Source organism: Amycolatopsis sp. 3B14 (assembly GCF_050958625.1).
GTDB lineage: Bacteria > Actinomycetota > Actinomycetes > Mycobacteriales > Pseudonocardiaceae > Amycolatopsis_E > Amycolatopsis_E thermoflava.
Window position 1 is genome coordinate 70,763 of sequence record NZ_JBHZEN010000006.1, and the last position, 14,062, is coordinate 84,824.

14 protein-coding genes and 2 tRNA genes are annotated in these 14,062 nt (G+C 70.5%); 9 read left to right on the plus strand and 7 right to left on the minus strand.

The features are described 5' to 3' along the window. Window positions 1-1,035 (plus strand): LLM class flavin-dependent oxidoreductase, encoded by a 1,035-nt coding sequence (locus tag ACCP09_RS04105; protein WP_433743239.1) that lies wholly within the window; start codon window positions 1-3, stop codon window positions 1,033-1,035. Here ACCP09_RS04105 and ACCP09_RS04110 read toward each other — a convergent pair. Further along, window positions 1,032-1,646 carry a NeuD/PglB/VioB family sugar acetyltransferase gene (locus ACCP09_RS04110; protein ID WP_433743241.1) on the minus strand — a complete coding sequence of 205 codons (615 nt, stop codon included), beginning with the start codon at window positions 1,644-1,646 and terminating at the stop codon, window positions 1,032-1,034. The two genes, ACCP09_RS04105 and ACCP09_RS04110, sit on opposite strands and share 4 nt — an antisense overlap. A gap of 144 nt (window positions 1,647-1,790) precedes the next feature. Here ACCP09_RS04110 and ACCP09_RS04115 point away from each other — a divergent pair, with 144 nt between their 5' ends. Together ACCP09_RS04115 and ACCP09_RS04120 are read left to right on the plus strand one after the other, a co-directional pair. Next, complete coding sequence (locus ACCP09_RS04115) at window positions 1,791-2,381, plus strand: hypothetical protein (RefSeq protein WP_027932927.1); 591 nt, start codon at window positions 1,791-1,793, stop codon at window positions 2,379-2,381. Between the two features lie 234 nt (window positions 2,382-2,615). Continuing rightward, window positions 2,616-2,870 carry a hypothetical protein gene (locus ACCP09_RS04120; protein WP_433743243.1) on the plus strand — a complete coding sequence of 85 codons (255 nt, stop codon included), beginning with the start codon at window positions 2,616-2,618 and terminating at the stop codon, window positions 2,868-2,870. Here the strand turns inward: ACCP09_RS04120 and ACCP09_RS04125 are convergent. From ACCP09_RS04125 to ACCP09_RS04145, 5 genes are all read right to left on the minus strand, one after another. After that, a tRNA-Arg gene (locus ACCP09_RS04125) sits at window positions 2,844-2,916 on the minus strand. The two genes, ACCP09_RS04120 and ACCP09_RS04125, sit on opposite strands and share 27 nt — an antisense overlap. Window positions 2,917-2,958: 42 nt before the next feature. Continuing rightward, window positions 2,959-3,048, minus strand: a tRNA-Ser gene (locus ACCP09_RS04130). Window positions 3,049-3,110: 62 nt separating this feature from the next. Further along, entirely contained in the window at window positions 3,111-4,817 is a 1,707-nt protein-coding gene (locus ACCP09_RS04135) for a phosphatidylglycerol lysyltransferase domain-containing protein (protein ID WP_123684208.1), read from the minus strand. Window positions 4,818-4,840: 23 nt separating this feature from the next. Further along, window positions 4,841-6,808 carry an acetoacetate--CoA ligase gene (locus ACCP09_RS04140; protein ID WP_433743245.1) on the minus strand — a complete coding sequence of 656 codons (1,968 nt, stop codon included), beginning with the start codon at window positions 6,806-6,808 and terminating at the stop codon, window positions 4,841-4,843. 205 nt (window positions 6,809-7,013) lie between these two features. Next, entirely contained in the window at window positions 7,014-7,640 is a 627-nt protein-coding gene (locus ACCP09_RS04145; RefSeq protein ID WP_027932944.1) for a dienelactone hydrolase family protein, read from the minus strand. 103 nt (window positions 7,641-7,743) lie between these two features. On the opposite strand from ACCP09_RS04145, the gene hisC reads away from it, so the two are divergent. After that, window positions 7,744-8,796, plus strand: a complete 1,053-nt coding sequence (gene hisC, locus ACCP09_RS04150) for a histidinol-phosphate transaminase (protein ID WP_433743247.1) — start codon at window positions 7,744-7,746, stop codon at window positions 8,794-8,796. Here hisC and ACCP09_RS04155 read toward each other — a convergent pair. Continuing rightward, window positions 8,786-9,550, minus strand: coding sequence for a sulfite exporter TauE/SafE family protein (locus ACCP09_RS04155; protein ID WP_123684211.1), 765 nt, complete (start codon window positions 9,548-9,550; stop codon window positions 8,786-8,788). The two genes, hisC and ACCP09_RS04155, sit on opposite strands and share 11 nt — an antisense overlap. Before the next feature lie 54 nt (window positions 9,551-9,604). Between ACCP09_RS04155 and ACCP09_RS04160 the strand changes: the two genes are divergently transcribed. The 5 genes from ACCP09_RS04160 (at window position 9,605) to ACCP09_RS04180 (ending at window position 13,979) form a co-directional block, all read left to right on the plus strand. Then, window positions 9,605-10,660: a Vms1/Ankzf1 family peptidyl-tRNA hydrolase gene (locus ACCP09_RS04160; RefSeq protein ID WP_433743250.1), complete on the plus strand. Its 1,056-nt coding sequence runs from the start codon at window positions 9,605-9,607 to the stop codon at window positions 10,658-10,660. A 118-nt stretch (window positions 10,661-10,778) separates the two neighbouring features. Beyond that, complete coding sequence (locus ACCP09_RS04165; RefSeq protein WP_026153703.1) at window positions 10,779-11,213, plus strand: ATP-binding protein; 435 nt, start codon at window positions 10,779-10,781, stop codon at window positions 11,211-11,213. Continuing rightward, window positions 11,210-12,016 (plus strand): SigB/SigF/SigG family RNA polymerase sigma factor, encoded by an 807-nt coding sequence (locus ACCP09_RS04170; protein ID WP_027932948.1) that lies wholly within the window; start codon window positions 11,210-11,212, stop codon window positions 12,014-12,016. Before ACCP09_RS04165 ends, ACCP09_RS04170 begins: the two co-directional genes overlap by 4 nt. 41 nt (window positions 12,017-12,057) lie before the next feature. Further along, window positions 12,058-12,999 (plus strand): non-homologous end-joining DNA ligase, encoded by a 942-nt coding sequence (gene ligD, locus ACCP09_RS04175; RefSeq protein ID WP_433743252.1) that lies wholly within the window; start codon window positions 12,058-12,060, stop codon window positions 12,997-12,999. Beyond that, window positions 12,999-13,979, plus strand: a complete 981-nt coding sequence (locus ACCP09_RS04180) for a Ku protein (RefSeq protein ID WP_027932950.1) — start codon at window positions 12,999-13,001, stop codon at window positions 13,977-13,979. Before ligD ends, ACCP09_RS04180 begins: the two co-directional genes overlap by 1 nt. The last annotated feature ends 83 nt before the right edge of the window (window positions 13,980-14,062 follow it).

The window sequence follows — 14,062 nt, forward strand, 5'->3', positions numbered from 1 at the left end:
ATGGAACTCGGCATCTACAGCTTCGGTGACCGCCCGGCCGATCCGGTCACCGGCGAACAGCTGTCCGTCTCGGCGGCGCTGGCCAACACGCTGGAGCGGATGAAGCTGGCCGACGAGCTCGGCTTGGGGTTCTACGGCCTCGGCGAGCACCACCTCGACTCGTACGCGATCTCCAACCCGGCCACGGTGCTGGCGGCCGCGGCCAGCGTGACCTCGAAGATCACCTTGTCGACCGCGGTGTCCGTGCTGAGCACCGAGGACCCGGTGCGGCTCTACCAGCAGTTCACGACGCTCGACCAGCTCAGCGGCGGCCGGGCCGAGCTGCTGGTGGGGCGCGGGTCGTTCATCGAGTCGTTCCCGCTGTACGGCGCGGACCTGGAGGACTACGACGCGCTGTTCGAGGAGAAGCTCGACCTGTTGCTGGCGCTGGACCGCGAGGAGCCGGTGACGTGGTCGGGCAAGTTCCGGGCGCCGCTGCGGGGTGCGCGGGTGCTGCCGCGGCCGTACGGCGAGCACCTGCGCATCTCGGTCGGCACGGGAGGCAACCAGGACTCCTCGATCCGCGCCGGCGCGCTCGGGCTACCCGTCGTGTACGCGATCATCGGCGGCCGCCCGGAGCGGTTCGCGCCGCTGGTGGAGCTGTACCGCCGGGCGAGCGAGGTGTCCGGCAACGACCCGGCGACGCAGCACGTGACGATGAGCGCGATCGGGCTGGTGGCGCGCAGGTCGCAGGACGCCAAGGACACGTTCTACCCGTACTGGCTGGAAACCATGAAGTACGGCGCGCGGGCGCGCGGCTGGGCGGTCCCGACCCGCGCCGAGTACGACGCGTACACCGCCGGGGCGTCGTCGCTGTTCACCGGCAGCCCGAACGAGGTCGCGGACCGGCTGATCACGGTCGGGAAGCTCGTGGGAGCCGACCGGTACGCCATGCAGATGGACTGGTCGGGGGTGCCGCAGAAGCACGTGATGACGGCGATCGAACTGCTGGGCACCGAGGTGCTGCCCCAGGTACAGGCGGAGTTCGGGGACTAGCGCAGGACGCGTGCCGGAACGCCGGCCACGGTGGTCTGCCCCGGCACGTCCTTCGTGACCACAGCACCGGCGCCGATCACCGCTTCCTCGCCGACCGCCACGTCCGGCAGGACGATCGCGCCCATGCCGATGGTGGTGCCTGCGCCGATCCTGCTCCGGGCGCCGACGACCGCGCGCGGGCTGATGGTGACGTGCGGGCCGACGACGGCCTCGTGGCAGACCAGCACGTTCGCGTCGACCAGCACGTGGCAGCCGAGTTCCACGGCCTCCTGGACCTGCGCGGCCGGCATGACGACACCACCCGGTCCGATCGACACCCGCTTCTCGATCCGCGCCGTGGGGTGCACGACGGTCGCCGGTTCCCTGCCGACGGCGGACGCGTACTCCTCGAGTTTGCGCCGCACGAGGAGGTTGGCCACGCCGATCACGTACGCCGCGTCCAAGCTCTTGAGCACCTCGTCACCGCCGAGGAGCGGGGTTCCGTTCCGCAGGCTCTGGTCGTCGGGTTCGCCGGTAAGGCCGAGGAGGTTGATGTCCTCGAGGTCCTCGACCACCCCCACGATCTGACGTGCCAGACCCCCGGCTCCCAGGACGACCAGATTCTTCGACATGCGGCGCGACTCACCTCCGGTTGGCGTGCCCCGAGCCAACCCGCCCGCGCGCCCGCTGGTAAGCCCGGTGATTTTCACCCGCGGACCGCCTAGAGTGGCCCCGGCCGAGGCACGCCGCGAAGACAGCCGCCCCTGGGGAGATCCGTGAACCTGCAGCAGCACGACCAGTTCCACGTCCACCAGCGGGTCACCATGATGGTGAACCGCTACGAGGTCTTCACCGACGACGGCAACGGCGGGCCCGGCGCGCTGGTCGCGTTCGTCGAGCAGAAGCGGATGACCTTCCGCGAGCAGGTCACCCTCTACGCGGACGAGAGCAAGCAGCACGTGCTCGCCGCGTTCCGCGCCCGCAAGGTGATCGACCTGGCGAGCGCCTACGACGTGACGACCGGCGAGGGGCAGCCGATCGGCGTGTTCGGCAAGCAGTTCGGCAAGTCGCTGCTGCGGTCGACGTGGCGACTCGAGCAGCCGGGCCTGCCGCCGGTGGAGATCAGCGAGCGCAGCATGGCCCTGGCGCTGTTCCGCCGCGTCTGGGATTTCCTCCCGTGGGTTGGCGACGTCCCGTTCCCGTGGAAGTACCACTTCGATTTCGCCCGCGACGGCCAGCTGGTGGGCAGCTTCGAGAAGAAGACCCGGTTCCGGGACCACTACCTGGTGCGCGTCACCGACCCGGCGCTGGACCGCCGGCTGGTGCTCGCGCAGGCCGTGGCGCTGGACGCGCTCCAGTCCCGCTGACCCGCCGCGGGTTTTCCGAGGAGTACACAGAGGACTGTTACGCGGCAGCGTTGGCAGCAGCGGCTTCCATCAGTTCGTGGTGATCAACCGGACCGCGGTGCTGCTCACACTGGTTGTGGCTTCCGATGATGAGGCACTTCAAGGGTTTGCCGGGAGGCCGCGAAGCGCCCTTGATCGGTGCCGGCCGGGTCCGCTGCCCTTCGGGCACGCCGGGAGGAGGTCACCGGCCATGGGGTGACGAGCCCCAACTTCCGCAAGACCGCGACCACCCTCCTCGACGACGCGGTGCTGACCGTCCGGGAGATCGCGGACCAGCTCGGCCTCAAGCGGGTGATCGCCGAGGAAGCGCCTCATAAAGTGTGGGAAAGGTGTGGTGTCGATCATCGGCGGGCACGCGACCCCGAAATGCAGAAAACCCGCCGTCTCCGGCGGGTTCTCTGGTCTTGCTGTCTCAACCAGACGCGCGCCCGAAGGGATTCGAACCCCTAACCTTCTGATCCGTAGTCAGATGCTCTATCCGTTGAGCTACGGGCGCTTGTTCAGTTTTCACTCTAGCACTCGGGGTCCGAGTGCCTTGCGGAGGCTCCGGGATTTGAACCCGGGAGGGGGGGTTACCCCCAACCGCATTAGCAGTGCGGCGCCATAGACCAGACTAGGCGAAGCCTCCCGGATCACGACCACTGCTGAGATAGCGTACACAGCCCCTCAGAGCGTCGGCAAAGGACCCCCTCATCTCCGCAACAACCGCCGCAACCTGGGGGAACGTCCGGCCAAGCCTTCGGCTTCGAAGACGGCCACCCCGACCCGTGGCAGCTCGCGCACGCCCGGGTACACCAGGTACCTCGGCACCCACGCCGGCTGGAACTTGGCGTTGAACCGGTACAGCGTCTCGATCTGCACCCAGTGTGACATCCATCCCAGTACCTTCGCCGAGGCGCGCGCCACGGGACCCGCCCCGATCCGCCTGCCCTGCTCCAACAGCTTCCGGAACGCGGCGAAGTTCAGCGAGACGTACCTCACACCGTAATCCTTCGCGGCCAGCAGCAGCTCCGAGATCATCAGCTCGTTGATGCCGTTGTCCGCGGTCCGATCACGGCGCATCACGTCCAGCGACAGCCCGTCGCTGCCCCACGGCACGAACTGCAGCAGCCCCCGCACCACACCGTCCTGCTCGGCGGTCACCAGCACCGACCCGGGATCGCCCATCCGGCCCAGCGCCATCGAGAACCCGCGCTCGGTGTCGCTCCCCCGCCACTTCGCCGCCAGCGCCTCCAGCTCGGCCAGTTCGCCCTCGGCCAGCTCCTCCGACCGCCGCACGCGCACCGCATACCCGGCCCGCTTCGTCTTCGCCACCGCCTGGCGCACCCCGCGCATCACGCGGCCCTCCAGCGTGAACGTCGCCGCATCGACGACCGCCTCGTCGCCGATCTCCAGCACGTCCAGGTCGTACCGGGCCCACGCGGTCGCGCCCAGCTCCGAGCACCCCATCGCCGCCGGGACCCAGCCGTGCCGGCGGCAGACCGCCAGGAACTCCTCGATCGCGCCCGGCCAGGCCTCGTTGTCGCCAAGCGGATCGGCCGACGCGATCGCCGCGCCGGCGATCACCCGGTACGTCACGGCCGCCTTACCGGTCTTGGAGAACACCACGAACTTGTCGTCGCGCAGCGCGAAGTACCCGAGCGAGTCGCGGGCGCCGTGCTTGTCCAGCAGCGCCTTCAGCCGGGCCTTCTCGTCCTCGCTCAGGTGCGGCGCCGGCTCAGCCGAGCGCAGCAGGAAGTACGCGGCGAGCAGCACCGCGCCCAGCCCGAACAGCAACCCGACCGTCGCGGTCAGGTCGTCCATCCACTCGACGTGGAACTCGGCCGGGCCGCTGACGCCGAACAGCGCCAGCGCCGCCTCGGCCATCCGGTCCGGGAACGACAGCGGCGCCATGAACCGGGACGGCGCCACCGACAGCAGCGCGACGTTGATCACGAAGCCGGCCACCAGGAGCTGCAGGAACACCCGCACCGCGACCCACTTCCCGGTCACCGGGTCGGGCAACGCGACGAAGTGCCGCCGGTTCAGCACCAGCGTCACGGCCAGCGCGACCGCAACCATCCCGGCGCCGAACACGTGCTGCATCCCGAGGTGCGACACCGCCAGCACGACGCTGGCGGCGAGCGCGAGCTGCCAGGCCCGGCGCTTGCGCCGCTTCAGCCCGGACGCGAGCATGATCAGCAGCACCCCGACGGCCAGCACGACGGCGGCCGCGGCCGTCGTCGCATCCTGGGGCAGCCCGAGCCACACCGCGACGTGCCCGCGCATGCCGCGCCGCCCGGCCGGCAGGACGACCGAGATCACCGCCAGCAGTCCGACCAGCCTGGTCACCCAGGTGATCGCCGCGACCGACGCCGCGCCCGTGACGCGCCAGACGGCCGGCCGCTCCCCGGCCAACGCCCTCCCGGACACCCTGCCCCCTAACTCCCCCTGGCCATGTCGACGAACGGTTCGAGCGCCCCCGGGTTGGCGAGCGCGTCCCGGCTGACCGCCCGTTCCGGCGCCACCCCGGTCAGGATCTTCTTGACCGGCACCTCGCACTTCTTACCGTTCAGCGTCCGGGGCACCTCCGCCACCTCGATGAACCGATCGGGTACGTGTCGCGGCGAGAGGCCGCGCCGCAGCTGGGCGCGCAGCTCCGGCTCGACCGCGGCAAGATCCGCCCCGGGCGCCATCACGACGAAACACAGCAGCTCACCGTCGGTATTCCCGGCCCGCGTGGTGTCGATGACGAGCGAGTCGGCGATCTCGTCGAAGCCTTCGACGATGCGGTAGAACTCGGCGGTGCCCATCCGCACGCCGCCGCGGTTGAGTGTCGAGTCGCTGCGGCCGTAGATCACCGCCGACCCGCGGGGCGTGATCCGGATCCAGTCGCCGTGCCGCCACACGCCCGGATACATGTCGAAGTAGGCCTCACGCAGTCGCGACCCGTCCTCGTCGTTCCAGAAGAACACCGGCATCGACGGCATCGGCTTGGTCACCACGAGCTCGCCGACCTCGTCGACCACCTCACGGCCGTCCTCGTCGAACGCCGTCACGGCGGCTCCGAGCGCCCGGCAGGACAGCTCGCCCAGCCACACCGGCACGTCCGGCGCGGCCGCGACGAACGCGGCGCACAGATCGGTGCCGCCGGACACCGAGCAGATCTGCACCGACCGGCCGACCTCGTCGGCGATCCAGCGGAAGCCGTCGTCGGACAGCGGCGCGCCGGTCGATCCGAGTGCCCGCAACGCCGACAGGTCGAACGACGCGGCCGGGCGGATCTTTGCCTTGACACAGCTCTGGACGAACGGCGCGGACGTGCCGAAATAGGTGATCCGCTCCTCGGCCGCCAGCCGCCACAGCGTGTTCAGATCGGGATGCCCCGGGCTGCCGTCGAACATCACGATCGTCGAGCGCGCCAGCAGCCCGCCGATCAGGAAGTTCCACATCATCCAGCCGGTGGTGGTGAACCAGAAGAACTTCTCGCCCGGCCCGAGGTCCATCTGCAGCACCGTCGCCTTGAGGTGCTCCAGCACGATCCCGCCGTGCCCCTGCACGATGCCCTTCGGCAGCCCGGTGGTGCCGGACGAGTACAGCACCCACAGCGGGTGGTCGAACGGCACCGGCTCGTACGCCATCTCGGCGCCGGCGTGCCGGTCGAGCAGCTCGTCCCAGGCGAGCGCGCCGTCGACCGTGCCGCCGCCGGCGTAGTCCACCAGCACGGTGGCCGTCAGCGACGGGATCCGCGTGCGCAGCTCCTCGACCGTCGGCCGGACGTCGAAGGACCGTCCGTTGTAGACGTATCCGTTGATCGCGACCAGGACCTTCGGCTCGATCTGGGTGAACCGGTCGCTGATCGCGCGGACGCCGAAGTCCGGCGAGCAGGACGACCAGATCGCGCCGAGGCTCGCGGTGGCCAGGAACGCGACGAGCGTCTGCGGGCAGTTCGGCGCGAGCGCGACCACGCGGTCACCGCGGCCGACGCCGAGCTCGACCAGCGCCGCCCGCGCCGCGGCCACCTGTTCGCGCAGCTCGCGGTAGGTGAGGCGGGCGGACAGCCCGTCCTCGCGGCGGAAGATCACCGCGAGGTCGTCGTCTGCGCCGGTCAGGGCGTGCTCGGTGTAGTTGAGGGTGCCGCCGGGGAACCACTGCGCGCCCGGCATGCGCGCGTCGCCGAGGACCGCGCTCGGCTCGGCGTGCCAGCGGATGCCGAGGAACTCCGCCGCCGCGCCCCAGAAGTCCGCGGGCCGGTCGACGGAGAACCGCCACAACTCGTCGTAGTCGTCGAGGGACACGTCGCGCTCCGCGCGCAGCCAGTCGCGGAACGCCTGGATCCTGCTCGCGGCGACCCGCTCCGGGTCCGGCCGCCACAACACTTCCGGGGTGTCAGCAACATCGGTGGTCACCCCGGGAGCGTATTAGAAATTTGCCGCGGATCAGCCTGTACAGCGGTGCGGGTAGCAGAACCTGAGGCGGCCCCTGGCTGTGGGATCGCCTCCTCATGAATGCCAATTCACCACGTCGGCGCTGTCCTCGCCAGGAACCACCTCAGAACCCGCGGCGGTGCCAGTTGGCGCTCACCACAAGCGGCTCCGCCGCTTCGCAACACACCTAACGAAGGTGGGCGTCGAACCAGCTCAACGTCCGCTGCCAGGCCTCGACGGCGGCCTGCGGGTCGGCGTCGAACCGGTGGTTGGCGCCCGGGTAGCGGACCACGTTCGTGGCCACGCGCGCCTCGGCGGCGGCCTCGCGCAGCTTCTCGACCTCGGCGGCGCCCAGCTCGTCGCCGGCGTCGCCGTACAGGCCGAGCCACGGGCTGACCAGCTCGCGCGCGATGTCGACCAGCCCCGGCTTCTCGGCGACGCGGTGCCCGCCGACGCTGACCGCCGCGCCCAGCTTCCGGTTGGCGGCGACCAGCAGCGCGGCCGTGCCGCCCAGGTCGAAGCCGACGACACCCAGCAGATCGGCCTGCACGCCCCGCTCGACCAGCCAGGCCAGCGCGATGTCGGTGGCGGCCAGGACGCTGTCCGGCGTCGGCGTGTCCTCGATGTGCGGTGCGGCGGCCAGCCAGCCCTCCGCGGCCAGGCTCGAGATCAGCAACCGCACCCCGTCGGTGATCCCGCCGACCTCGTGCAGCACCACGAGCCCACCGCGGACGACGTTCTCGGGTTCGGCGAACGTCAGCTCGATCGCCCGGCCGTCGGTCCGCTCGTAGTGCGAGGTGTGCGTCTGCGTCATCGCACTACTCAACCATCCCCGGGTGAACGGGAGTCAACACCGATCGCGATCAAGTGTTCGGGATAACGTGGCAGCAGCGCGTTCGACCGAAGGAGTGCCCGCCATGTCCGTGCGTACCCGTCCCGATCTCGGCTCGCTGCCCGCCTACGTCGCAGGGCGGACGGTGCCGGGTGCGATCAAGCTCGCCAGCAACGAGGTCCCGGGCGGCCCGCTGCCGAGCGTGCGCGCCGCGATCGCCGAGGCCGCCGCGGACGTCCACCGCTACCCGGACATGGGTGTGACGGCGCTGGCGAACCGCCTGGCGCGCAAGTTCGACTTCCCGGTGGAGCGCGTCGCGGTCGGCTGTGGCTCGGTCGCGCTGTGCCAGCAGCTCACGCAGGCCCTGTGCGCGCCCGGGGACGAGGTCCTGTTCGCGTGGCGCTCGTTCGAGGCGTACCCGATCGTCACCCAGATCGCGGGCGCGACGTCGGTGAAGGTGCCGCTGGACGCCACGCACACGCACGACCTGGACGCGATGCTCGCCGCCATCACGCCGCGGACGAAGCTGGTCTTTGTCTGCAACCCGAACAACCCGACGGGCACCGCGAACCGCCACGAGGAGCTGGTGCGCTTCCTCGACCAGGTGCCGCCGCACGTGGTCGTCGCGCTGGACGAGGCCTACCGCGAGTTCGTCACCGACCCGGACGTGCCGGACGGGATGGAGTTCGCGCGCACCCGCGACAACGTCGTGGTGCTGCGGACCTTCTCCAAGGCCTACGGCCTGGCCGGGCTGCGCGTCGGCTACCTGGTCGGCCCGGCCGAGCTGGCCGAGGTGGTGCGCAAGGTCTACATCCCGTTCAGCGTGAACTCGCTGGCGCAGATCGCCGCGCTGGCCTCGCTCGACGCCGAGGACGAGATGCGCGAGCGGTGCGCGGCGATCGTCACCGAGCGGCAGCGCGTCGCCGACGAACTGCTCGCCCTCGGCTACGAGGTGCCCGAGACGCACGCCAACTTCGTGTGGCTGCCGCTGGGCGACCGCGCGCTCGAGTTCGCCGAGCACGCGCTGGCGAACAAGGTGGTCGTGCGGGCCTTCGCGGGCGACGGCGTGCGCATCACGATCAGCACCCGCGAGGAGAACGACGCCTTCCTGCAGGCGGCGCGCGGCTTCAGCCGTTGACCACCAGCTGCACGATCGCGGCGATGCCGACCACGACGATCACGCCGCGCAGCACCGGCGCGGGCAGCCGGCGCCCGATCTTGGCGCCGAGCTGCCCGCCGAGGGTGGACCCGACGGCGAGCAGCGCCACCACCGGCCAGCTGACCGGGGCGATGAACGCGTAGACGATCCCGGCGACCACGTTGACCACGGCGGCGAGGACGTTCTTGATCCCGTTCAGCCGCTGCAGCGGGTCGGTGAGCAGCATCCCCATGAACGCCATCAGCATGACGCCCTGTGCCGCGGTGAAGTACCCGCCGTAAATGCCGACCAGGAAGATCAGGAACAACACGAGCCCGTCACGCGAGCCGCCGCCCTTCCCGGCCTCGCGGCGGCGCGCCACCCACAGGGACACCCGCGGCTGGATGATCACCAGCACCACGGCGAGCCCGACCAGCACCGGCACGACCGTCTCGAACGCGTTGGGCGGCAGCGAAAGCAGCAGCACCGTGCCGCACACCGCACCGAGCGCCGACGGCACCGCGTATCGCGCGACCCGCCTGCCCTGGCCGGTCAGCTCGTGCCGGTAGCCGATCGCGCCGCTGATCGTGCCCGGCGCGAGCCCGATCGCGTTCGACGTCGTCGCGGTCACCGGCGAGTAACCGAGCGCGACCAGCACCGGGAACGTGACGAGCGTGCCGGACCCGACGACCGTGTTGATCGTGCCCGCCCACACCCCGGCCAGGAACACGACCAACGCCTCCCACCACTCCATGGCCCCATCAAACCGTGGCGTTTCACGGCGCGAACCGACGGGTAAGAAGCGGGCATGGACACGACGACCTTGCGCCCGCTGGTGACCGCGACCGGTCCGTTCACGTCCGTCTACTTCGAGGACTCGCACGACACGGAGGACGCCGAGAAACAGCTCGAGCTCAAGTGGCGCGAGCTGAAGGACGCGCTGACCGCGCAGCACGCCCCGGACGGCGCGGTGAGCGCGCTGGAGAGCGCGATCCTGGACGGCCCGCGCGCCACCGGCCGCAGCGGCCGCGCGCTGCTGGCCGCAGGCGAACGGGTCCTGGTCGACGAGCACCTGCCGAGCCCGCCCGCGAGCACCATCGCCCGGGTGTCCGACCTGCCCTATCTGCTGCCGCTGGCGCGGTACGGCGAGCTGGCGCTGCCGCACGTGGTCGCCGAGGTCGACCAGGTGAGCGCGACCGTCAAGGCCTTCGACGAGCACGGCGACGAGATGGCCGCGGAGGAGGTCAGCGGCCAGGACCACCCGGTGCACCACACCCGCGGCGGCGGTGAGGCGCACCACCGCATGCAGCACCGCACCGAGGAGGTCAAGCGGCACAACGTCGCCGACATCGCGGGCGTGGTCGCCCGCCTGGCCGAGCAGGCGCACGCGCAGCTGATCGTGGTGGCCGGCGAGGTGCAGGGCCGCAAGGCCGTGATCGACGAACTGCCCGAGGCCGCGAAGTCGATCGCGCGCGAGGCCACGCACTCCGACGTCGCCGACGAGCTGGCCGAAGCGGTCCGGCAAAGCCGCCTGAACGATGTCGTCCAGCAGTTCCGCGGCGCGCTGAACCAGCCGGACGGCCTTGCGGTGCAAGGACTCGAGGCGGTGACGGCCGCGCTGCGCGAGGCCAATGTGGAGACTCTGCTCGTCGGCGATCCGGGCGAGGACATGGTGTGCACGGGTCCGAGCCCGGCGCAGATCGCGCTCGGTGAGGAGGAACTCAAGGCCTACGGCGCCGCGGAGATCCACCGGTGCCGGGCCGACGAGGCGGTCCCCGCCGCGGCGATCGCCGTGGACGCGGACCTGGTGCACGTCGACGAGGAGCTCGTCGAGGGGTTCGGCGCGATCTTGCGCCATCGGTGAGGAGAACGGCCATAACTGCAGCTACGGAATGCTTCCGGACGGTAACCGTACCGAGCGAACTTCCCTCGTTCGAGGCATGATGGTTCCGAAGCAACACTCGAACGACGGTGAGGTGAACGTGACGGACTGGGAGCCACCGTCCTTGCGCGCGCAGAACGAGATCGAACTCTGGCTCGGTGCCGACCTGGCACACCTGCCGATCGTCCGGTCGGTGGTGGCGACGCTCGCCACCCGCGCCGACTTCGACCTGGACTCGATCGCCGACCTGCGGCTGGCAGTGGACGAAGCGTGCTCGACGCTGATCACCCGGGCACTGCCGGGCTCCACCATGCGCTGCCGGTTCGTCGTCGAGGACGACGAACTGCGGTTCCAGGGCACGGTGTTGTCGGACAACGACAGCGCGCCGAGCACCAAGTCCTTCGGCTGGCGGGTCCTGAGCACGCTCACGGACTCCGTCGACGCGCACGTGAAGTCGAACGGCCAGGGCCACCAGGTGGACATCGAACTCGCCAAGCGACGTGTCGTCGTGGACGTCCCAGGGGCAGGCGCGTGACCGGTTCCCGGACCGAGCCGACACAACCCACATCGTCGAACGAATACGGCCACCTGGCCCCGCTGTTCGACGAGCTGGCGAGCCTGCCGGCCGATGACCCCCGCCGCGCCGCCCTGCGCGACGAGCTCGTGACGGGGCACCTGCCCCTGGCCGAGCACATCGCGCAGCGGTTCTCCGGGCGCGGGGTGGCGAAGGAGGACCTGGTCCAGGTCGCCACCGTCGGGTTGATCAACGCGGTGGACCGGTTCGACGCCAGCCGCGGCTCGGACTTCCTGTCCTTCGCCGTGCCGACGGTGATGGGTGAGGTGCGCCGCCACTTCCGCGACACCGGCTGGCTGGTGCGGGTGCCGCGCCGGCTCAAGGAGCTGCACCTGTCGATCTCCAGCGCGAGCACCGAGCTCGCGCAGCGGCTGGGCCGCGCGCCGACGCCGAGCGAGATCGCGAGCCACCTCGGCGTGAGCCAGGACGAGGTCTACGAGGGCCTGGAAGCGGGCAACGCCTACCACTCGATGTCGCTGGACGAGGTGCTGTCCGGTGACACCGAGAACCTCGCGCTCGGCGACACGCTGGGTGAGGAGGACGCCGGCCTGGAGGGCGTCGAGAACCACGAGGCGCTGCTGCCGCTGATCCAGGAGCTGCCCGAGCGCGAGCGCAAGATCCTCGGCCTGCGGTTCGTGCACAACATGACGCAGACCCAGATCGCGGAGCGGATCGGGGTTTCCCAGATGCACGTGTCGCGGCTGCTCGCCCGCACCCTGCAGCGACTGCGCGACGGGCTCACCGAGCAGGACGGAGAGCTGTGACCAGCGGTTTTGCGGAGCGCTTCGCAGGGTAACCGGCGATCATGGCTGATCCCGGGTGGCGCGCGCCGATGCTGGCGACGCTGACCCAGCAGCCGTTTTCCAGGGAGAACTGGCTGTTCGAGCGCAAGCTCGACGGGGTTCGCGCCATCTGCTCGCGCGACGGCGGCCCGCCCGTGCTGTGGTCGCGCAACCACAACGACATCAGCGCCGGATACCCGGAACTCGGGGAGGCGCTCGCCGGATCGGGTGCCTCCTCGTTCGTCGCCGACGGCGAAATCGTCGCCTTCGACGGCAACCAGACCAGCTTCGCCCGGCTGCAGCAACGCATCCACCTGACCGACCGGCGGCGCATCGAGGCCACCGGCGTCGCGGTGTACCTGTACCTGTTCGACCTGCTGGCCTTCGACGGCCACGACACGACCGGGTTGCCGCTGCGGCAACGGAAGCAGTTGCTGCGCAAGGCTTTCGACTGGGGTGGGGTGTTGCGGTACGCCACGCACCGCAACACCACCGGCGAGGAGTACTTCGCCCACGCGTGCGCGCGCGGCTGGGAGGGCGTGATCGCCAAGCGGGCGGACGCGCCGTACCGGTCCGGGCGGACGACCGACTGGCTGAAGTTCAAGTGCGTCAAGGAACAGGAGTTCGTCGTCGGCGGGTTCAGCGCGCCGGGCGGGGCGCGGACCGGGTTCGGCGCGCTGCTGGTCGGCTACTACGACCGCGGCCGGTTGCGGTACGCGGGCAAGGTCGGCGCCGGCTACAGCGAGGCCACGCTGCGTGGGCTGACCGGCAGGCTGACCGGGCTGGAGCGCCGCCGGTCGCCGTTCGACGAGCCGGTCCCCGAGCGCGGGCCGCGCTGGGTCGAGCCGGAGGTGGTCGTGCAGGTGCGGTTTTCGGAGTGGACCGGCGACGGCAAGCTGCGGCATCCTCGGTTCACCGGCGTACGTGTCGACAAATCGGCTACCGAAGTGGTCCGGGAGGCGTGATGGCGCGAGCGATCTGGAGCGGTGCGATCAACTTCGGCCTGGTGACGGTGCCGGTCGAGCTGTACTCCGCGACCGAGGACCACACCGTGCACTTCCGGCAGTTCGAGCGCGGCACGTCGGACCGGATCCGGTACAAGCGCGTGAACGAGCGGACCGGCGAGGAGGTGGCCTACGAGGACATCGTGAAGGGCTACGACCTCGGCGACGGCGACTACGTGCTGGTCGAGCAGGAGGAACTGGACCAGATCGCGCCCGGCCGGTCCCGGTCCATCGACATCGAGTCGTTCGTCGACCTCGGCGAGATCGACCCGCTGTACTTCCAGAAGAGCTACTGGCTGGCGCCGACGAAGGAGGAGTTCGGGCGCGCGTACGGGCTGCTCAGGCAGGCCATGGCGGACACCAACAAGGCCGGCATCGCGCGCTTCGTGATGCGCGGCAAGGAGCACATCGCCGCGGTCCGCGCCGGCGACGGTGTGCTGGTGCTGGACACGCTGCTGTTCGCCGAGGACGTGCGGAACCCGGCGAAGGAGCTGAAGAAGCTGCCGGAGAAGGCGGAGCCGCGGGGCCGTGAACTGGAGATGGCGGTCGCGCTGGTGGACTCCATGGCCGACGACTGGCGCCCGGACGACTACCACGACCAGTACAACGAGCGCGTCCTGAAGCTGATCGACGACAAGAAGGCCGGCCGCACGGTGACGGTCGAGGACGAGCCCGCCGAGCCGACGAAGGTGGTCGACCTGTTCGAAGCGCTGTCCCGCAGCGTCGAGCGGCACAAGGGCTCCGGCGGGAAGGACGGTTCGGCTGCCCCGAAGAAGTCCCGGAAGGCGGCGGAGCCGGACCTGTCCGAGCTGAGCAAGTCGGAGCTGGACAAGATGGCCCGGGAACTCGACATCAAGGGCCGCTCGAAGCTCAACCGCGCCGACCTGGAAAAAGCCATCCGCGACGCGCGGCCGGCCCGTTCACGCAAACGCGCTTCCTGACCCGGAGCAGGACGGGACCACCGCCGAACGCATCGGCAGCGCCGCCACCGTCTCGAACACACTCACGCTCCCGTCGCGAACGC